Here is a 21,032-nt window from a genome sequence, read left to right as displayed (position 1 = left end):
TGTTGTTCAGTTGCTCTTTCATGTAACTAAATGCCCCTTTTCCTGTTGAGGCAAATCAGCTATTATATGAACTATAGATCTCTTTGGAGAAAGGTCGGGTATGGCATGAAAGAATGGTATTTTGAATACGAAATTCAAGTGAACCGTCCAGGTCTGCTTGGCGATATTGCTTCTCTTTTAGGGATGCTGCGCGTCAATATTGTGACGATCAATGGGGTGGACCAGGGCCGTCGCGGCATGCTGCTGCGGGCAGAACACGATGTCCAGTTGGAGCGTTTCGAACAGATTTTGTCGACCATTGAAACCATTGCTGTGACAAAGTTCCGTGAACCCAAGCTACGGGATATATTGGCAGTGCGGCACGGCCGATATATTCAACGGGATGCTGATGACCGCAAAACGTTCCGGTTTGTGCGCGATGAGTTGGGGCTGTTGGTCGATTTCATGGCCGAAATTTTCAAACAGGAAGGCCATAAACTGGTCGGCCTGAGAGGAATGCCCCGAGTCGGAAAAACCGAGTCGATCGTGGCTGCCAGTGTCAGCGCCAATAAAAAATGGATTTTCCTGTCTTCCACTATGATTAAGCAAACAGTACGCAATCAGTTGATGGGCGATGAGCACAATGCGAACAATATCTTTATTCTGGATGGTATTGTCACGCGCCGATCTGCGGATGAACGCCATATGCAGCTGGTACGTGAAATGATGCGGATGCCAACGATTAAAGTAGTCGAGCATCCGGATAAATTTGTTGAACAGTCCGAATACAGCATCGACGATTTTGATTATATTATTGAACTGCGCCATCATCCAGATGAAAAAATAACCTATGAAGTGTTGGAGAAAAATACCTTTATGGACGAAAAATCACAAGGGGATATGTTTGGGGACGGATTCAACTTCTAAGTAGGCAGGTGATCGATTTGAGTGAGTTGGGTACTCGGCTAAAACAAGCCAGAATCGCCAAAGGATATAGCTTGGAAGATTTGCAAGACTTGACTAAGATACAAAAGCGTTATTTGGCGGGTATAGAAGATGGCAATTACAGCATGATGCCCGGTACATTTTATGTGCGTGCATTTATTAAGCAATACGCAGCAGCAGTTGGGCTGAATGGCGAGGAACTGCTAAACCAGCATCAAGTGGAAATGCCAGCCAAGGAACCAGCGGCACAGCAGAAAATGCCGACTTCTCTAACATCCAGAAGCCAGTCTGTTGCGAGAACAGCTCCAAGTGCGCCTTATGCCGAATACATGCCAAAAATTTTGGTGGCTGTGTTTATTGTTCTGATTCTTGCTGTGCTTTGGTATTTCTACAGCGCCTCAACAAACGTCAGCTCACCAACTCTTCCAGATGACCAAGGCAACGTGACTTCTTACGAGGAGCCAGCTCCTGGGGAAGCGGAAGAACCAGCAGCGGAAGAACCGGCACCGGAGTCTGCAGCAGAGCCTGCAGAACCTGAAGCCGTTTTGGCGGTTGAAGAAACTGAAGGCGAAACCACGACCTATTCGTGGCAGGGGCCGGATGAGCGGCAGCTGGAAATAGCAGCGAATGGACCATCTTGGATTGCCGCAACTGACCAGAACCAAAACGAACTGACTTCCAGAGCGCGCGTCATGCAAGCCGAAGAAACAGAAACACTGGATTTATCAGAAGTGGAATCTGTCCGGTTGCGCATTGGCGACTATTCAAATATTGCATTATCATTAAACGGTGAGCCGATTGAGTATGAACAACAACTTCAACCCCAAAATATCGTTATTCAATTTACAGACGCCGAATAGCCATCTTTGGATGGCTATTTTTCATGAAAGTTCGAAAGGAGAAACAACAATGAACATACCAAATCAGATTACCATTTCGAGAATTTTGTTGATTCCGGTTTTTATGGTGATCATGCTAGCCGGTTTTGACTGGGGCACCATGACGCTTTTTGGAGCGGAAATGCCTGTCACTCATTTTGTCGGAGGACTTATTTTTATTTTTGCATCATTAACCGATTGGGTGGACGGCTTTTATGCACGTAAATACAATTTGGTCACGACGTTCGGCAAGTTTTTGGATCCGTTAGCAGACAAACTTCTAGTATCCGCTGCTTTGATTATTTTAGTGGAGCTAGGTTTTGCAGCTTCGTGGATCGTGATCATCATCATCAGCCGTGAATTTGCGGTCACTGGGTTGCGTCTGGTACTTGCAGGCGAAGGTGAAGTGGTGGCTGCAGGCGGATTGGGAAAAATCAAAACCACTGCACAGATTTTGGCGATTTCTGCCTTGCTGCTGCATAATACAATTTTCACGTTGATCGGTTTGCCGTTTGACCAAATCATGCTTTACATTGCTTTGATTTTCACAGTTTGGTCTGGCTGGGATTACTTTTATGCCAACCGCCGTGCATTAATGACTTCAAAATAAGCATACACAAAAGGGGATCAGACAGATGAATGCAGAGATTATTGCGGTAGGTTCAGAATTATTATTAGGTCAGATCACCAATACGAATGCCCGGTTTCTGTCCAATCACTTAGCGGAACTTGGCATTAATGTTTACTACCACACAGTTGTGGGAGATAACGCCGACCGTTTGGAAGATGCTATAACTATTGCAGAAAATCGTGCCGACTTGATTTTGTTTACTGGAGGGTTGGGGCCAACTAAAGATGACTTGACGAAAGAGTCTATTGCCCGGCACTTGGATACAACACTTGAGATGAATGAGGAAGCATTGGATTCGATTGTGGCGTTTTTTGAGCGTGCAGGCCGTCCCATGACGGAAAACAACAAGAAACAAGCTTTGGTGCTGAAAGATAGTGACGTTCTCGTCAACCACAACGGCATGGCGCCGGGGATGATGTACAAAAAAGACGGCCGTGTCTATATTCTTTTGCCCGGTCCGCCAAAAGAAATGGAGCCGATGTTCCAATTCGAAGCAAAGCCAAAGCTGGTTCATTTATTGAATAAAGAAGACGTCATCCTCTCCCACGTCTTGCGCTTTTATGGAATCGGCGAGGCTGAACTGGAAGATCGCCTGCACCACATTCTGGATAAGCAGTCGAACCCGACGATCGCACCGCTTGCTGCGGATGGCGAAGTGACGTTGCGCATTACGGCTAAAACCAACACGACTGAAGAAGCCTGGGACTTGATCAATGGAACCAAAGAAGAGATTTTGGATTTGGTTGGCCAATACTTATACGGCTATGATAACGATTCCTTGGCGTCTAAATCGATTGAGTTGTTAAAAGAACAAGGCAAGACCATCTCAGCAGCAGAAAGCCTGACTGCCGGGCTCTTCCAATCTGAATTGGCTTCTGTTGCTGGAGCGAGTGCAGTTTTAGCAGGCGGAGTCATTACGTATAACGAAGAAATGAAAGTTCATCAGCTTGGACTTTCTGCTGAATTGTTGGCTGAATACGGAGTCGTCAGCGAACAGACAGCTTTAGCGATGGCTGAAGCTGTACGGGCCAAGTTTAAAACTGACATCAGCGTTTCATTGACTGGTGCGGCAGGCCCGGATGCTCACGGCGATCAGCCTGCTGGTACTGTCTGGATTGGCATTGCAACAGAGCAAGGTACCCAGTCTTATCGCCTTCAGCTTTCTGGCATGCGCAACACCAATCGGTTGCGCGCCGTTAAACTGGCGCTCCATTATGTCATTCGAACCTTAACAGAAGAAGACGCACGCAAAATTTAATTTTGCGTGTTTTTTTCTGCCCAAAAATGGGAAATGGCATCTATAGGACTTCTAAATGTGAAGTTCTAAAAAACAAAAGCGAATAAACGTTCGCTTTTTTCTTGTATATTTCTCAATAAGCTAGTATACTAGAAACAGGTAGAAAATTAGTTTTTCATTTAGAGGAGGATTTCTTTTGAGCGATCGTAAAGCAGCATTAGACATGGCGTTAAAGCAAATAGAAAAGCAATTTGGTAAAGGTTCTGTTATGAAATTGGGCGAAAAAACAGACCGTAATATCTCATCTGTTTCCAGTGGTTCGTTGGCATTGGATACAGCACTAGGAATAGGCGGATATCCGCGCGGACGTGTCATTGAAGTATACGGTCCGGAAAGTTCTGGTAAAACAACGGTTTCTCTTCATGCGATTGCAGAAGTCCAGGCTATTGGCGGAACAGCTGCATTTATCGATGCAGAGCATGCGTTGGATCCAGTTTACGCAAAAAATCTTGGCGTTAATATTGATGAATTGCTTCTATCCCAGCCGGATACAGGCGAGCAGGCATTGGAAATCGCTGAAGCGCTTGTTCGAAGCGGAGCAGTGGATATCGTCGTTGTCGACTCAGTTGCAGCACTTGTACCAAAAGCTGAAATTGAAGGAGAAATGGGCGATTCCCATATGGGCTTGCAGGCACGTTTGATGTCCCAGGCTCTTCGGAAATTATCAGGAATTATCAACAAATCCAATACGATTGTGATCTTCATTAACCAGATTCGCGAAAAAATCGGTGTTATGTTTGGTAACCCGGAAACGACTCCTGGTGGACGTGCATTGAAATTCTATTCTTCTGTCCGTTTAGAAGTGCGTCGTGCTGAGGCATTGAAGTCTGGCACTGAAATTATTGGTAACAGAACCAAGATCAAAATTGTGAAAAACAAAGTAGCTCCACCGTTCCGTACAGCTGAAGTGGACATTATGTACGGAAAAGGAATTTCCCGTGAAGGTGAAATTGTCGATATCGGATCTGAACTGGAAATTATCCAGAAGAGCGGTTCATGGTACTCGTATAACGAAGAGCGCATTGGCCAAGGCCGCGAAAACGTTAAACAGTTCTTGATGAAAAATCCTGAAGTCCGCAATGAAATCTCCAACAAAATCCGTGAATCTTACGGAATGGGAGCAGCTTCTTATACAATCGCAGGCAACAAGGAAGAACCAGAAGACTTTAATCTATTGCTTGACGAAGATGACGAATAAGAACATCTCAATATTCTGGAAAAGTCGCCAAGCCATATGCTTAGCGGCTTTTCTTGTATGCAGCCAAAACGGCTTTGCGAGAAGCACACAATTCCGCAAGGTGCAGCTCGGCTATCTGCTGGAGCTATTCGTTCGTTTTCGTATTGTCCAGCTGCAGCAGCCAACTCCTCGGGATGTAAGCCACTCCAACAATGCGGCTGAAGAGATGCCGCTTTGTCAGATTGTCTTACACCGGTCGGAGCTAAGCGGCTGCTTCCGCTTTTCTTGGGTTGACACGACATAAGTCCATCTATACAATTAAAATTGTATAATTTACTAATTATTAAACAGTTGAAACCGAAAAAATTTTATTATTCATCTTTTTTAACTGAAAAAATTCAATAGCAAGAGGAGGTGTCCGAATGGGTATTAATGAGTTCATCTTCGCTTTGCTTGGTGTCATCGTCGGTGTAGTTGTTGGTTATTTTGCATTGAAAAAAGCAAACGATTCCAATATTGCAGGCGCTAAAAATTCTGCGGAGCAAATTGTCGAAGATGCAAAACGAGAAGCTGAAGCGCTGAAAAAAGAAGCCTTATTGGAAGCGAAAGACGAAAATCATAAATTGCGTACTGAATCAGAATCTGAAATTCGGGAACGCCGATCTGAACTACAAAGACAAGAAAATCGGTTGTTGCAGAGAGAAGAAAATTTAGATCGCAAGGATGATGCATTAAACAAAAGAGAAGCGAGTCTGGAACGCAAAGACGAAGCGCTCGCAGAAAAACAACAGCATATTGAACAGATGGAGAGCAAAGCTGAGGAGTTAGTCCGAAAGCAACAGTCAGAAATGGAACGCATTTCATCTTTGACACGCGAAGAAGCGAAATCAATCATCTTGCAGGACGTTGAAAAAGAACTTTCAACAGATATTTCCGTCATGATGAAAGAATCGGAAGCCCGCGCCAAAGAAGAATCGGACAAAAAAGCGAAAAACATTTTGTCATTGGCGATGCAGCGTTTTGCTGCAGACCATGTAGCAGAAACGACCGTATCAGTGGTCAACCTGCCAAACGACGAAATGAAAGGCCGCATCATCGGGCGCGAAGGACGCAATATCCGAACGCTTGAAACCTTAACTGGAATCGATTTGATTATCGATGATACGCCAGAAGCGGTTATTCTGTCAGGATTCGATCCTATTCGCCGCGAAACTGCGCGATTGGCTCTTGAAAAACTGGTATCGGATGGCCGGATCCATCCTGCACGCATCGAAGAAATGGTCGAAAAGTCAAGACGCGAAGTGGATGAACAAATCCGTGAAATTGGGGAACAAACCACATTTGACGTAGGTGTACATAACCTGCATCCTGACTTGATCAAAATTCTTGGGCGTCTCCGCTACCGCACAAGCTACGGACAAAATGTACTGAAGCATTCTGTGGAAGTTGCATTCTTGTCCGGGTTAATGGCAGCAGAGCTTGGAGAAGATGTGACACTCGCTCGACGTGCCGGCCTTCTGCATGACATCGGTAAAGCGATCGATCATGAAGTAGAAGGAAGCCATGTTGAAATCGGCGTGGAACTTGGAACCAAGTACAAAGAACATCCGGTTGTCATTAACAGTATTGCTTCCCACCACGGAGACACTGAAGCGACCTCGATCATTTCGGTCATCGTTGCTGCAGCAGATGCATTGTCTGCCGCTCGTCCAGGTGCAAGAAGTGAAACACTGGAAAATTACATCCGCCGTTTAGAAAAACTTGAAGAAATTTCCGAATCGTACGAAGGCGTTGAGAAATCATTCGCCATTCAAGCGGGACGCGAAATTCGCATCATGGTTCGCCCTGAACAAATCGATGATATGACGGCGCATCGTCTGGCCCGCGATATCCGGAAACGGATTGAAGAGGAACTGGATTATCCAGGCCATATCAAAGTGACGGTTATCAGAGAAACCAGAGCAGTTGAATACGCAAAATAATAAGGGTGAGGCTTCGATGAATGTCTATTCAAAGAAGCCTTTTTCTTATGGAAAAAGGTGAGTTTGTGAAAATTTTATTTATTGGAGATATTGTAGGGTCAATCGGAAGAGATGCATTGGAGTCGTATTTGCCAAGGTTGAAAAGAAAGTATTCGCCGGACGTCATCATTGCCAATGGCGAAAACGCAGCAGCCGGACGCGGCATCACCAAAGCCATTTATCAGGACCTACTATTCATGGGTGTGGACATGGTGACAATGGGCAACCATACGTGGGACCAAAAAGAAATTTTTGACTTTATCGATGAAGTGGATTATTTGATCCGTCCTGCAAACTTTTCAGACGAAGCGCCAGGACGCGGCATGGCGACTGTGACAAAAAATGGGCAGACCTTGTCTGTCATCAATTTGCACGGCCGTGTATTCCTGCCGCCGCATGGGGACCCGTTCGAAAAAGCGGATGAGCTTGTAGCGGAAGCCAAAGCGATTTCACCATTAGTGTTTGTGGATTTTCATGCAGAAGCGACCAGTGAAAAAATTGCCATGGGCTGGCATTTGGATGGTCGGGCTTCAGTTGTGGTCGGAACCCATACACATGTCCAAACAGCCGATGCCCGCATTTTGCCGAACGGCACAGCATACATTTCGGATGTTGGCATGACAGGGCCTTATGATGAAATTCTTGGAATGACCAAAGAAGCCGTATTGTACCGATTCAAGACCAATATGCCAACCCGTTTTGAAGTGCCAAAGCGCGGCCGCTCCGTAGTCAGCGGCTTATTCACGGAAGTGGATGACCAAACGGGCAAAGCCACCTCTTTTGAACGGGTTTACATCAATGAAGATTACCCATTTCAAGGTTAAAAGGGAAGCTTTTTGACGAAACTCCGACAATTAGGGCAGACGTCTTGTAGAACATGCTTGGTTTTCAGTATAATAAAGTATCGTATAAAGGGTTTTTGTGGCTGAACTTCAGAGGAATTGGTGAGACAGAGAGCCGACTTACCACGAGCCGGACACAAATGTCCCCGAATGGATTGAGTGGGGTGTTTGTGTCAGGCGGAAATCTTGTCGACGATATCCGTTTACCTGTACAATCAAGTTCGGTGGCAATTCAAAAACCACGAAGAGCAATTCTTCACGAGTGTACTCGATCGAGCAGTCAAATGCATGAAAACTAAAAAATGGTCGTTGAACGGTAGACTTATAAAAATCGTGTCAGACCAAGAAGTGGGTGTCTAAAAATGACGTATACAAAACAAGAAATCGTCGCCAAAGCGCGCGAAGTAGCAGATATGATCGCAGCAACAGAAGAAGTGGATTTCTTTAAACGTGCAGAAGCACAAATTAACGAAAACCAGCAAATCCGCGAAAAAATTGCCAGCTTGAAGAGTTTGCAAAAGCAAGCGGTCAACTTCCAGGCGTATGGCAAAGAACGGGCGTTGACTTTGATTGAAGGCAAAATTGCCAAAATCGAAGAAGAAATTGACGCTGTGCCAATCGTTCAGGAATTCAAGCAATCCCAGAGCGACGTCAATTCATTGTTGCAAATGGTGTCAACAGCCATTGCCAACCAAGTAACAAACAACATCATCACTGAAACGGGCGGCGACTTGCTGCGCGGCGAAACCGGATCAAAAGTTCGCAACGACAAACCAGGAAGCTGTTAAAATAAAAGCGGAAGCGGCCGTTCAGCTCCGAAAGGCATAAGACAGACCAGCAGAGTGGCGCTCGTTGCCACGTAGCTGGGTTGGCTTATGACCCGAGGAGTTGGCCGCTGAAGCTGGACAAAATAAAAGCGGAAGCGGCCGTGTGTGGAAAGTAACCTAAGACCAACCCATACTTCCCTAAAGCATTCGACTGAAAGAGCCAAAGCTCTTTCAGTTTTTTCTTTTCCGCTTTGATTTTTGGTATAATGGAGAAACGACGAATCGATTTGAAAGAGGTTTTATAATGGCAGTGACACCGATGATGCAACAATATTTTCAAGTAAAGTCTGAATACCTGGATGCGTTTTTATTTTTCCGAATGGGCGATTTTTATGAGTTGTTTTATGATGATGCCATCAACGCATCGCAAATTTTGGAAATCACGCTGACAAGCCGCGGCGGAACGGGAGACGACCGGATTCCGATGTGCGGCGTTCCCCATCATGCGGCGAAAAACTATATTGACCAATTGATCTTAAAAGGCCATAAAGTGGCGATTTGTGAACAAGTGGAAGATCCGAAAACGGCCAAAGGAGTCGTCAAGCGCGAAGTGGTGCGCCTCGTAACTCCAGGTACGCACACAGAAGGCAAGAGCGTGGATTCCAAATCGAACGTTTTTTTAGCGGCTGCCGACGAACTGGCGGATGGATTCGGCTTGTCTTACATTGACATCAGCACCGGTGAAGCAACTGCGACATACATAATGGGAACAGAGAAAGCTTTGCTTCAAGAACTGCAATCGTTGAATATCCGGGAGCTGGTGGTTTCGGAACAATTGTTTGTCTTGCTGAACGAAGAAGAGCAGAATTTGGTGTTGTCCATTGAAACGATGGAAACGGCTTTCCCGGTGCCTCCTGCACAAGTAGCAGAGTGCCCGGAAGACTTGCAAATGAGCTGCCAGCGCTTGCTGACCTATATCTTGCGTACGCAAAAGCAGTCTCTCGACCACATCCAAGCCTTTACGTATAAAGAAAACAATCAGCTGCTGAGCATCGATTTTCATTCAAAACGCAATTTGGAATTGCTGCAGTCGATCCGCGGTGCTGAAACCAAAGGCACGCTGCTATGGCTGTTGGATGAAACCGTCACGGCAATGGGCAGCCGGAAACTCAAACAATGGCTGCATCAGCCGTTGGCGAACAAGCGCATGATCGAAGAACGGCAGCAAATGGTGGCGGCTTTGATCGATCAGTATTTCGTGCGTGTGGAGCTTCAGGGGCTGTTGAAAGAAGTTTATGACTTGGAACGCCTGTCCGGCCGCATCGCCTTTGGCAGTGCCAGTGGACGCGATTTAGCGCAGCTTCGGAGCTCGCTGGAGAAAGTGCCGACACTCATTGAAGAACTGGCCAATTCCGGCAACCCGGTCTTGCAGGAATTCAGTGGAAAACTGGACCGCTGCATTGAGGTTTGTGAGTTGCTGCAGGCCATCAGCGAAAACCCGCCCTTGTCTTCAAAAGAAGGCGGCGTCATCCGTGACGGTTTTCATCAGCAGTTGGACGAATACCGGGATGCTTCCCGCAATGGCAAAGATTGGATTGCGGAACTCGAACAAAAAGAACGCAAATTGACCGGCGTCAAAACTTTGAAGATTGGCTATAACCGGATTTTTGGCTATTACATTGAAATGTCGAAAGCCAATATGCATTTGGCGGATTTGGAGCGCTATGACCGAAAGCAGACGTTGGCCAATGCCGAACGCTATACCACGCCGGAGCTGAAAGAAAAAGAAGCATTGATCTTGATGGCTGAAGAAGAAAGCCTGTCGCTGGAATACGATTTGTTTGTGGCCATTAGAGATGAAGTCAAACAGTATATTTCGCGCATCCAGCGCCTGGCTTCTTCACTTAGCGGACTCGATGTCTTTTTGAGTTTCGCCAACGTAGCGGAAAAATACCGCTTTGTAAAGCCGGATTTTAACGATCAAAATGAAATCTCAATTATTGAAGGGCGCCATCCAGTGGTGGAAAAAATGCTGAACAAGCAGCATTACGTGCCGAACGATTGTGTCCTAGCGGAAGGGCAGAACATGCTGTTGATTACCGGACCGAACATGTCCGGTAAAAGTACGTATATGCGGCAAGTGGCCTTGACCATTGTGCTGGCCCAAATCGGCAGTTACGTGCCGGCGGAATCGGCGAATTTGCCGATTGTTGACCAGATTTTCACACGCATTGGAGCAGCCGATGACCTGGTGTCAGGACAAAGTACGTTTATGGTTGAGATGCTCGAGTCGCAGTATGCCATTACCCACGCAACCAAAAACAGCTTGTTGCTGTTTGATGAAATTGGCCGCGGTACTTCGACCTACGATGGCATGGCACTTGCCCAGTCGATGATCGAGTATATTCATCGTGAAATTGGCGCCAATACGCTGTTCTCAACTCATTACCACGAATTGACGGCATTGGAAAAATCACTGGACAATTTGCGCAATGTCCATGTAGCCGCAATGGAACAATCGGGTAAAGTGGTCTTTTTGCACAAAGTGAAAAAAGGCCCAGCTGACAAAAGCTACGGAATTCACGTGGCCGAACTGGCCAATTTGCCGGAGCCAATCTTGGCGCGTGCCCGTGAACTGCTAAAAACCTTTGAAGAAGACAAAAAAAAGCAGCCAAAAACGATCGAACAGCTATCGTTTTTCGACGATACAGATACCGAAAGAGATGAAATCCTGCAGGCCATCACAGATGTGGAAGTATCTGCGATGACGCCGCTTCAAGCGCTGCAGATGCTGAACGACCTGCAGCAAAAGCTGACCAATAAGGAGTGAGACCATGGGCATCATTCGATTGATGGACGAACCTCTATCCAATAAAATAGCCGCGGGTGAAGTGGTGGAACGTCCGACCTCCGTCGTCAAAGAATTGGTGGAAAATGCCATTGATGCGGGGAGTACAGCCGTTGAAGTGCTGCTCATTGAAGCAGGACTGACTTCTATTCAAATAATAGACAACGGTGCTGGGATGGATGCGGATGACGCCTTGCTGTCATTTTCACGCCACGCCACCAGCAAGATCGCCAACGAACACGATTTGTTCCGAATCCGGACGCTCGGGTTTCGCGGGGAGGCACTGGCCAGTATCGCTTCTGTCTCCAAAGTAACCTTGCATACATCAGACGGTTCAAGCGGCACCTTTGTTCAGATGGAAGGCGGCCGCCTGACCGAGCACCGTGCCGGGTCTCTCAGAAAAGGAACGGACATCAAAATCGATCAATTGTTTTTTAATACACCCGCCCGGCTGAAATACATGAAGACGCTACAAACAGAGCTTGGCCATACGATCGATTTGCTCAACCGCTTTGCGCTGAGCTATCCGGGTGTGGCCTTCAAGCTGTTGCATGACGGCAGAACCATTTTGCAAACATCCGGCAGCGGAGAAATCAAACGTGTGCTGGCGGATATATACGGAGTGGCGATTGCCAAGAAAATGATTCCATTTGAAGGGCAGTCGCACGATTACAAAGTGTCGGGCTATGCATCGCTTCCGGAAATCACGCGCGCCAATAAAAATTATATTTCCTTGTTTGTCAACGGACGGTGGGTCAAGCATTACGCCATCGCCAATACGGTGCACAAGGCATACCATACCTTTTTGCCGCTCGAGCGGCAGCCGATTGTCGTGTTGAATATCGAAGGAGATCCGTATTTGACAGATGTCAATGTCCATCCGTCCAAGCAGCAGATCCGCCTAAGCAAAGAGAAAGAATTAATGGAATTAATACACGAAACGATTCGAAGAACCATCAGTACAGTGGTCCGGGCACCGATCATCGACAAGCCGAAGCCCGTTAAGCAAGCACCGACCAAGCAATTGGACTTGTGGAAAAGTTCGTTTACCGTACAGGAAACTAAGCCATCGCCGGCTCCTGAAGCAGAAGATTGGCACGAACTGCCGGCAGAGAAAGTGATCGAACCGACAAGATCAGTAAAACCATCAGAACCAATAGAACAGGATCCGCTGCCGCTGGATGAAGAACTTTCGCAAGAAGAACTGCCGGAGAAGGCTGACAGTCCGCAATTTCCTGAACTGGAAGTGGTGGGCCAGATTCACGGCACGTATATCGTGGCACAAAGCAACGACGGCTTTTACCTGGTTGATCAGCACGCTGCGCAGGAACGCATCAAATACGAATACTTCCGAGAAAAAGTGGGGGACATCGACAGCAATGAACGGCAGTCTCTGCTGCTGCCGCTGACTTTCCATTACAGCCGCGACGAAGCGTTGCGATTGAAAGACAACCTGGATGTTTTGTCCGACAGCGGCGTGTTTCTTGAAGAATTCGGCGAGACTTCTTTTATTGTCCGGGAATACCCTACTTGGTTTCCAAAAGGGTTCGAACAGGAAGTCATTGAAGACTTGATCGAGCAAGTGCTGAACGACCGCAAAGTGGATGTCAAAAAACTGCGTGAAGATGCAGCCATTATGATGAGCTGCAAGCGGTCGATCAAAGCCAATCATTTCCTGCAAAAGCACGACATGGAGAGGCTGTTGGCGGATTTGAAAAATGCGGAGCAGCCCTTTACCTGTCCGCACGGACGCCCTGTAATCATTCACTTTAAAACTTATGATGTAGAAAAGATGTTTAAACGCGTGATGAATTAAACCTGTGGGAGCTTAGCCGAAATGGTTTTGGGTATTAATATAGAGTAGAAGAAACGACTCAAGGAGGGGGACGGAGCATGCAGGCAAAAAGCGATTATATACGCGTCTCAGACGGCCACGAAATTTTTTATATGTACTACGAACCGCCGAGCCCGATTGGACACGTCCATATTATTCATGGCATGGGGGAGCACATTGGCAGATATGCTGAGTTTGCAGAGTACTTGGCCAACCGTGGCTTTGTGGTTTCAGGCCACGATCAGCGGGGGCATGGCCAAACGGCAGAACGCAACGGAGTACAAGGTTATTTTGCAGATGAGGACGGTTTTGAACGGGTAGTTGAAGATGCCCACAGCGTGATCTCCGAAGTGCAGCAAGCAACTGGCAATCTGCCGCTAATTCTATTCGGCCACAGCATGGGTTCGTTTGTTACCCGCCGCTATATGCAATTGCACAGTGAAGGCATCAGCAGGGTCGTATTGTCTGGCACAGGCGGCAATCCGGGTGCGGCTGGAAAACTTGGTTTGGCGATAGCGATTGCTTCGGCCAAGACAGTGGGCAAGCAGCAGCAGAGCAAAGCCTTGGGGAAAATGACTTTCGGCAGCTTTAATAAACCTTTTAAAGATGAAGGTTCACCCTATGCCTGGCTGAGCCGCGACAAGGAAGAGGTAGCGAAATATGAAGCCGATCCTATGTGCGGTTTTGAATCGACCAACCAATTTTACATTGACCTATTTTCCGGGCTGGCAATTATCAACAAGCCGGCAGAAATTGCCAAAATCCGCAAAGACTTGCCGGTGCTGCTGATCAGCGGCTCGATGGATCCCGTTGGCAACAACGGCAAAGGGGTATTCAGTTCTGCCAAGCAGTTTACGGACGCTGGAATGGATCACATCAAAGTTTATCTCGCAGAACAAGGGCGGCATGAATTGTTGAATGAAACCGATCGCTACGAGCATTTCGAACGGATTGGTGATTGGGTGTGCGGCAATGATTGATGTAATAGCCATTGTCGGCCCAACTGCCTCCGGCAAAACGGCGTTGAGCATTGAACTCGCGAAGCGGCTGAATGGCGAAATCATCAATGGCGATTCCATGCAAATATACCGGGACATGACCATCGGAACGGCCAAAATTTTACCGGAAGAAATGGCAGGCATCCCGCATCATCTGTTGGATATCAAAGAACCCGACGAAAGTTTTTCAGTCGCGGAATACCAGGCATTAGTACGGGAAAAAATCGCAGACATCCGCGCACGCGGAAAAATGCCGATTATCGTCGGCGGATCTGGGCTTTATGTTCAGGCGGTGCTGTTTGATTACCGCTTCTCGGTTGAACCGGTTGACCAAAATTTGCGTGACCGTTTGCAAAAAGAGCTGGAAGAGTTCGGTCCTGAACGGATGCATCAGAAATTGCTGGAGCTGGATCCAACTTCAGACATTCATCCCAACAACACTCGACGCGTTGTCCGGGCAGTGGAGATTTTGATGAGCAGTGACCAGGAAAAAGGCGACCGGGAGCTGGCGTTGTCGCCAATGTACAACGAAGTGATCATCGGACTTGATGTTCCAAGAGACATACTCTATGAACGCATCAATCAGCGCGTCGACATCATGATGGAACGAGGGTTGATGGAAGAAGTCCAAGCTTTGCGGCAAAGAGGGATTCGGGAAGCTCAGTCGATTCACGCAATTGGCTACAAAGAGATTTATGCCTATCTTGACGGTCGCGGCAGCCTCGAAGAAGCCGTTGCAAAGCTGAAGCAAAACTCACGAAAATACGCCAAAAGGCAGTTTACTTATTTTAAAAACAAGCTGCCGATCTTTTGGATCGATGCGCATCTTGATCGTGAAAAGAATCTTAAGGAAATAACGTCGTTCATGCAGGAAACAGACAGAAACTGTCGAATTGATAGACTGACGGCAAATCATACACAAGTAGAGAAATAGGGGGATTTACATGAAACCGATCAATATTCAGGATGTCTATTTAAATCAGCTTCGTAAAAACAATATTTATGTAACGGTCTTCTTACTCAATGGCTTCCAATTAAAAGGAACCATTAAATCCTATGATAATTTTACGGTGCTGGTCGAAACAGAAGGCAAGCAGCAATTGATCTACAAACACGCCATTTCGACCTTTTCTCCGTCAAAACCTGTCTCGATTGAGCACGAAGAGTAAAGGGATGCCGGGCTGCAGCTGCAGCCTGGTTTTTTTATGGAAGTGGAGCAGGTGCAGGGCGTCTTATGCCTGTAGAATCTAAACGGCTGCTTCCGCTTTTCTTTAGTTGACAGTTGCCGTTTGGGAGTATAGCATTTTCAGGTGAATACGATTTAATTTTCAGGAGGCGTACAGATGAAAACTATTACCGCAGATGAATTGCAACAACGAGTTGAGGCTGGAGAAGAGCTAAACATTATAGACGTTCGCGAGGACGATGAAGTCGCTGCAGGGATGATTCCTGGCGCCACACATATCCCGCTTGGCGAAGTGGCAGAACGCGTCGGGGAACTGGACGCGGAAAAAGAATACCACATGGTCTGCCGCGCCGGCCGCCGCAGTGAAATGGCTTGCAGTATTTTAGAATCGAATGACATTCAGACGGTCAACGTTGAAGGCGGCATGACGGCCTGGAACGGTGAAACCATCGCATAAAATAAAAAAACAGATGGCCTGAATTTTCAGGCCATCTGTTTTTGTTTAGAAATTCCTCATACTATTTGAATTTTGCGTGCGGGTAATCTCCATTTGAAGGTGTAGGATAAAATCCGCAGTATGGTGATCAACACGAATAAAGAATAAAGCATAAGATCGGATTCGGCCAAGCCAAAACTGATAAACAGTCCAGCGAGCGCTGCCCATACGGCATAAATTTCCGATTTTAACACAAGCGGCTTTCGTCCTGCTAAAAGATCACGTATAATGCCGCCGCCTGATCCTGTTAATACGGCTGCTACAACAACTGCGTAAAACGGCAGTTCCAATTCAACGGCAAAAATGGCACCTTGCACCGCAAAGGCTGACAATCCGATGGCATCAAAAAAGTAGCCCCAGCGATTCCAATGGCCCAGCAATTTATGCGGAAACAAGAACACGATGGTAACCGAGATGAGGGCAAGCTGGAACATAAATTCCTGTTCCCATAATGCCGAGACAGGAACTCCTATCAACAAATTTCGGATGGCACCTCCGCCAAAGGCAGTAACAGCGCCGAGAAGGTAAACGCCAAAAATATCGTATTCTTCTTCCATGGCGATAATTGCGCCGGACACTGCAAACGCAATGGTCCCGATGGCGCTCAAAACTTCCCAAGCCATAAGGCTCCTCCTCCTTAACATACAACTCTATGAATTGTATCAGAATTTGACGCTATTTCAAGCCATGCCGCATAATAAGAAGAGAAGTCGAAAAGAATGGAGAATTACATGTTTACATTAATGAAAACAATAGAAGAAACCATCCAAGACCAGCTGCAATTGGCGGATGAAATGGCCTACATAAACCAAAAGAAAGTATTGGATGCTTTCCAAAATCAGCGGGTCAGCGATCATCATTTTAACCCATCAACGGGCTATGGTTATGACGACGAAGGACGCGATACACTGGAACGCGTATACGCAGAGGTTTTTAAAGCAGAAGCCGCACTTGTCCGCCCACAAATCATTTCGGGTACCCATGCGATCACCATCTCGCTTTTTGGCGTCCTGCGCCCAGGAGATGAATTGCTGTATCTGACAGGCAAGCCTTACGATACACTGGATTCCATTGTGTCCGGTGGCGAAAAAGACACGGGATCTTTGAAAGATTTCGGCATTAGCTACCAGCATGTGGCGTTAGGAGCGGACAATAAAATCGATTGGCCAGCAGCTGAACAAGCCATCAGCAGCAAAACAAAAGTCGTGGCCATTCAGCGCTCAAGAGGATACGATACGCGTCCGTCCTTAACAATAGAAGAAATCGAGGCAATGGTTTCAAAAGTTCGCCAACTGAAACCGGATGCTATTGTTTTTGTAGACAATTGCTATGGTGAATTTGTGGAAGAGCAGGAGCCAATCGAAGTGGGAGCGGATTTGATTGCAGGTTCTCTGATCAAAAATCCGGGCGGTGGCCTCGCTAAAATTGGCGGCTACATCGCTGGCAGAAAAGATTTGATTGAAAAATGTGGTTATCGCATGACATCTCCGGGTATAGGTGGAGAAGCAGGAGCTTCGCTGAATGCGTTGCCCGATATGTACCAAGGATTTTTTATGGCGCCGCACATTGTTTCGCAAGCATTAAAAGGCGCGGTATTTACATCAGCGCTGTTGGAAGATGCCGGAATGACTACAACGCCGCATTGGAGTGACAAGCGGACAGACTTGATTCAGTCGGTATCGTTTCAAACAGCAGAGCAGATGATTGCCTTTTGCCAAACAATCCAGGCAAGTTCGCCAGTCAATGCGCAATTCAAGCCAGAACCTGCTTACATGCCAGGTTACGAGGACGATGTTATCATGGCAGCTGGGACTTTTGTGCAAGGTTCAAGCATTGAATTGACAGCAGACGGTCCGATTCGTCCGCCGTATACCGCGTTCGTTCAAGGCGGATTGACTTATGAACACGTGAAGATTGCGGTATTGAATTCAGTAGATGCCTTAAAAAAACAAAACCTAATCTAATCTTTATCCCGTATATTCTATACGGGATATTTTTGTGTCAGAAAACATAACATTGATTTGACAAATAATCTAACATGCACTATGCTATAAGAGTAGTAATTATTTGAAATGGGTGAAACTTATGACGAACCGGGTAAGACGGACAATGCCGATTCTTCCCATCAGCATCGTGATGCAGCTGACGGAATTGACTGCAAGACAAATTCGTTATTACGAAGAGCATGGATTGGTCAACCCTGCCCGCACAGAAGGCAATAAACGTATGTTTTCGCTGAATGACGTCGATACCCTGCTCGAAATCAAGGATTACTTGGACCAAGGGCTGAACATGGCTGGCATCAAGAAAATATACGACCTAAGAGAAACGCCGAAAAACGAAAAAGCAGAGCCGAAAAACTTAAGCGATGCTGAGTTGCGTAAGCTTCTCCATGAAGAGTTGAAACACCAGGCGCGTCCATTAGAAAAGGGCGGCTTCAGGCAAAGTGATTTATCCCGTTTCTTTAACTGAAATGGGCTTACATACAACTACAATAGGAGAGTGAAGAGAACATGGGCAAGTATTCAAAAGAAGACATTCAACGATTAGTAAAAGAAGAGGACGTTAACTTTATTCGTCTACAATTTACAGACATTCTTGGGGTCATCAAAAACGTTGAAATACCGACATCCCAGTTGGACAAAGCACTCGACAACAAAATGATGTTTGATGGATCTTCTATCGATGGATTCGTACGCATCGAAGAATCGGATATGTACTTATTCCCAGACCTTGACACATGGGTTGTATTCCCATGGATCACAGGAAAAGGAAAAGTAGCACGTTTAATCTGTGACATCTACAGCCCGGATGGTACGCCATTTGCTGGAGATCCACGTGCGAACTTGAAGCGCGTATTGAAGGAAATGGAAGAGCTTGGATTTACACACTTCAACCTTGGACCAGAGCCTGAATTCTTCTTGTTCAAATTAGACGAAAGAGGCGAACCGTCTCTAGAACTAAATGACCACGGCGGCTATTTTGACTTGGCACCGATGGACCTTGGCGAAAACTGCCGACGCGACATCGTTCTTGAGTTGGAGGAAATGGGCTTTGAGATCGAAGCTTCCCACCACGAAGTAGCACCTGGACAACACGAAATCGACTTTAAATACGCAGATGCGATCAAAGCATGTGACGATATCCAAACCTTTAAATTGGTTGTTAAAACGATTGCCCGCAAACACGGGCTTCACGCAACATTCATGCCGAAGCCATTATTCGGTGTAAACGGTTCAGGAATGCACATGAACGTATCATTGTTTGATGGGGATCGCAACACATTCCTTGACGAAGATGGCGAATTGAAATTGAGCGAAACGGCTTACCAATTCATAGCCGGCATTATCGAACACGCACAAGGCTTTACAGCGGTAACAAACCCGCTTGTAAACTCGTATAAGCGTTTGGTTCCAGGTTACGAAGCACCTTGCTACATCGCTTGGTCTGGCCAAAACAGAAGCCCATTGATCCGTATTCCGGCATCACGCGGCTTGTCAACACGCGTAGAAGTGCGCTCTGTCGATCCGGCAGCAAACCCATACTTAGCAATGGCAGTACTTCTAGGCGCTGGTCTTGACGGAATCAGAAGAAAATTGACTCCGCCAAACCCAGTAGACCGCAACATCTACGCAATGAACAAAAAAGAGCGCGAAGCAGTAGGCATTAAAGACTTGCCAGGCACTTTGTATTCAGCTCTTCAAGAATTGCAAAACGATAAAGTAATGACAGACGCATTAGGCGAACATATTTTGAACAACTTCGTCGAAGCGAAAGAAATCGAGTGGGACATGTTCCGCACAAGTGTACACCCTTGGGAACGTGAGCAATACTTGAAAATGTATTAAGATGAAAACCGTTGGGGCTCTAAGGCTCCGACGGTTTTTTCTGTTTTTATAAAAGTAGTCAGTTGGGCAACTTTTTTTATTTGCCCAATTTTTGCCCAACTTTTTTTAAAAAGTACTCATATAGTCGTCGAATTTCTCTATTGACCGCTCTTCCATCTTCTTTGATACATGGCTGTAAACGTCTGCAGTAATCTGGTAATTTTGATGGCCTAATCGTTCCTGGACATATTTCATGTCGGCACCAGCTTCCAATAACATGACCGCATGCGTATGCCGCGTCGAGTGAATCGGAAGGGAAGGAGCATCAATTTTAGCTAAGCAGGATTTAAAGACATTGTACAAGGTTGATTTGGGAAGGGGAGAACCATCCTCCCGGCAAAAGATCAAATTCAAATCATGGCGATAGGCTTCACCCAAATGCAGTTTTCGTTGATTTTGATACTTCAGGTGTTCCTGCAACTCTTTCATGAAACTCTTCCGCATTTTTAATGCACGGACAGATCCTTCTTTTTTTGTGGGTCCAAATAGTTCAGCGGGATCGTCAGGTTGAAAGTCGAGTGTTTCTTCTATATAGATGATATCGTTTTTCCAATCCACTCTCGGCCATTTCAATGCAGCTGCTTCTCCTTTGCGCGCACCACTTTCAAAAAGGAACTTAAAGAAAACGCCATAGACGTGACCTCGCTTGTAGATTTCGGGATACAAAGCGTTTAGGAAGGTTGGCTCAAGATATTTTAACTTTTGGACCTGCTTCTTCCGGATTTGCACATTCTCAGCCGGATTCTTTTCAATGTAGTTATTGATCACGGCCCTCTTCAAAGCTTGGAAACAAACATTATGAATGCGCCTGGCCGTTTCAGTCGATAAATTCTTCTCTCCTAGGCTATCGATGAACTTCTGATACATCATCGGTTTGATTTCATGAATACTAATTCCACCAAAATAGGGAATCGCATGATTCTCTAAGGCAGTCCGATACGTTTTATAGGTGTTGAGCCGTAGTTTATCTTTAACGTATTGTTCCAACCACTCCCGGACATAAGCGGCAAAAGCAAACTCGCCTTTCCCATAACCCTGCAGCACGCTTTTTTCTTTTTTTGCCGCTGCTAATTGTGCTTCTTTTTTTGTGGAAAATCCACTCTCGGTATATTCCCTTTTCTTTTCAGAATAAGGATCCATCACAATTACTCGATACTGCCACGTTTTGCCTCGCTTACGATAGGATGCCATTGCAATCCCTCCCTCTAAATAGCTTTAATCAATTCTCCGTATATTTCAAGACATG

Annotated in this window: 19 protein-coding genes; 17 read left to right on the top strand and 2 right to left on the bottom strand. The window is 46.3% G+C overall.

What is annotated here, in order from left to right; all coding sequences use genetic code 11:
• Positions 1-105 precede the first annotated feature (105 nt).
• From AC4EG4_RS02180 to AC4EG4_RS02115, 14 genes are all read left to right on the top strand, one after another.
• Positions 106-906 carry a YmfK family protein gene (locus AC4EG4_RS02180; RefSeq protein WP_490977973.1) on the top strand — a complete coding sequence of 267 codons (801 nt, stop codon included), beginning with the start codon at positions 106-108 and terminating at the stop codon, positions 904-906.
• A 17-nt stretch (positions 907-923) separates the two neighbouring features.
• Positions 924-1,784, top strand: a complete 861-nt coding sequence (locus tag AC4EG4_RS02175; protein ID WP_490977974.1) for a helix-turn-helix domain-containing protein — start codon at positions 924-926, stop codon at positions 1,782-1,784.
• 49 nt (positions 1,785-1,833) lie between these two features.
• Complete coding sequence (gene pgsA, locus AC4EG4_RS02170; RefSeq protein WP_490977975.1) at positions 1,834-2,412, top strand: CDP-diacylglycerol--glycerol-3-phosphate 3-phosphatidyltransferase; 579 nt, start codon at positions 1,834-1,836, stop codon at positions 2,410-2,412.
• A gap of 25 nt (positions 2,413-2,437) precedes the next feature.
• Complete coding sequence (locus AC4EG4_RS02165; protein ID WP_490986831.1) at positions 2,438-3,691, top strand: competence/damage-inducible protein A; 1,254 nt, start codon at positions 2,438-2,440, stop codon at positions 3,689-3,691.
• Between the two features lie 175 nt (positions 3,692-3,866).
• Positions 3,867-4,928, top strand: a complete 1,062-nt coding sequence (recA, locus tag AC4EG4_RS02160) for a recombinase RecA (RefSeq protein WP_490977977.1) — start codon at positions 3,867-3,869, stop codon at positions 4,926-4,928.
• A gap of 401 nt (positions 4,929-5,329) precedes the next feature.
• A complete protein-coding gene (rny, locus tag AC4EG4_RS02155) occupies positions 5,330-6,889 on the top strand; it encodes a ribonuclease Y (protein ID WP_490977978.1) in 1,560 nt (519 codons plus the stop codon).
• 65 nt (positions 6,890-6,954) lie between these two features.
• Positions 6,955-7,752, top strand: coding sequence for a TIGR00282 family metallophosphoesterase (locus AC4EG4_RS02150; RefSeq protein WP_490986830.1), 798 nt, complete (start codon positions 6,955-6,957; stop codon positions 7,750-7,752).
• Between the two features lie 380 nt (positions 7,753-8,132).
• Positions 8,133-8,558 carry a YlbF/YmcA family competence regulator gene (locus AC4EG4_RS02145; protein ID WP_142826522.1) on the top strand — a complete coding sequence of 142 codons (426 nt, stop codon included), beginning with the start codon at positions 8,133-8,135 and terminating at the stop codon, positions 8,556-8,558.
• Positions 8,559-8,841: 283 nt separating this feature from the next.
• Complete coding sequence (gene mutS / locus AC4EG4_RS02140; protein ID WP_490986829.1) at positions 8,842-11,367, top strand: DNA mismatch repair protein MutS; 2,526 nt, start codon at positions 8,842-8,844, stop codon at positions 11,365-11,367.
• Positions 11,368-11,371: 4 nt separating this feature from the next.
• Positions 11,372-13,201 carry a DNA mismatch repair endonuclease MutL gene (gene mutL, locus AC4EG4_RS02135; protein WP_490977982.1) on the top strand — a complete coding sequence of 610 codons (1,830 nt, stop codon included), beginning with the start codon at positions 11,372-11,374 and terminating at the stop codon, positions 13,199-13,201.
• Between the two features lie 77 nt (positions 13,202-13,278).
• On the top strand, positions 13,279-14,199 hold the full coding sequence (locus AC4EG4_RS02130) for an alpha/beta hydrolase (RefSeq protein WP_490986828.1): 921 nt from the start codon (positions 13,279-13,281) through the stop codon (positions 14,197-14,199).
• Complete coding sequence (gene miaA / locus AC4EG4_RS02125) at positions 14,192-15,151, top strand: tRNA (adenosine(37)-N6)-dimethylallyltransferase MiaA (RefSeq protein WP_490987174.1); 960 nt, start codon at positions 14,192-14,194, stop codon at positions 15,149-15,151. Before AC4EG4_RS02130 ends, miaA begins: the two co-directional genes overlap by 8 nt.
• 10 nt (positions 15,152-15,161) lie before the next feature.
• On the top strand, positions 15,162-15,386 hold the full coding sequence (gene hfq, locus AC4EG4_RS02120) for an RNA chaperone Hfq (protein ID WP_490977984.1): 225 nt from the start codon (positions 15,162-15,164) through the stop codon (positions 15,384-15,386).
• A gap of 174 nt (positions 15,387-15,560) precedes the next feature.
• On the top strand, positions 15,561-15,860 hold the full coding sequence (locus AC4EG4_RS02115) for a rhodanese-like domain-containing protein (protein WP_490986827.1): 300 nt from the start codon (positions 15,561-15,563) through the stop codon (positions 15,858-15,860).
• 56 nt (positions 15,861-15,916) lie between these two features.
• Here the strand turns inward: AC4EG4_RS02115 and AC4EG4_RS02110 are convergent, their stop codons facing one another.
• A complete protein-coding gene (locus AC4EG4_RS02110) occupies positions 15,917-16,522 on the bottom strand; it encodes a trimeric intracellular cation channel family protein (RefSeq protein ID WP_490977986.1) in 606 nt (201 codons plus the stop codon).
• Positions 16,523-16,618: 96 nt separating this feature from the next.
• Between AC4EG4_RS02110 and AC4EG4_RS02105 the strand changes: the two genes are divergently transcribed.
• The 3 genes from AC4EG4_RS02105 to glnA all read left to right on the top strand — a co-directional run bounded on the left by AC4EG4_RS02105 (position 16,619) and on the right by glnA (position 19,747).
• Positions 16,619-17,863 (top strand): methionine gamma-lyase family protein, encoded by a 1,245-nt coding sequence (locus tag AC4EG4_RS02105; RefSeq protein WP_490986826.1) that lies wholly within the window; start codon positions 16,619-16,621, stop codon positions 17,861-17,863.
• A 121-nt stretch (positions 17,864-17,984) separates the two neighbouring features.
• Positions 17,985-18,371: a MerR family transcriptional regulator gene (locus AC4EG4_RS02100; protein WP_490977988.1), complete on the top strand. Its 387-nt coding sequence runs from the start codon at positions 17,985-17,987 to the stop codon at positions 18,369-18,371.
• A 41-nt stretch (positions 18,372-18,412) separates the two neighbouring features.
• On the top strand, positions 18,413-19,747 hold the full coding sequence (gene glnA / locus AC4EG4_RS02095; protein ID WP_490977989.1) for a type I glutamate--ammonia ligase: 1,335 nt from the start codon (positions 18,413-18,415) through the stop codon (positions 19,745-19,747).
• Between the two features lie 105 nt (positions 19,748-19,852).
• On the opposite strand, the gene AC4EG4_RS02090 is transcribed toward glnA, so the two are convergent.
• On the bottom strand, positions 19,853-20,977 hold the full coding sequence (locus AC4EG4_RS02090) for a site-specific integrase (protein ID WP_490986825.1): 1,125 nt from the start codon (positions 20,975-20,977) through the stop codon (positions 19,853-19,855).
• Between the last annotated feature and the right edge of the window lie 55 nt (positions 20,978-21,032).

The sequence above is a fragment of the Planococcus sp. TJ-201 genome (assembly GCF_058268495.1).
This window is presented reverse-complemented; position numbering and strand designations above follow the sequence as displayed.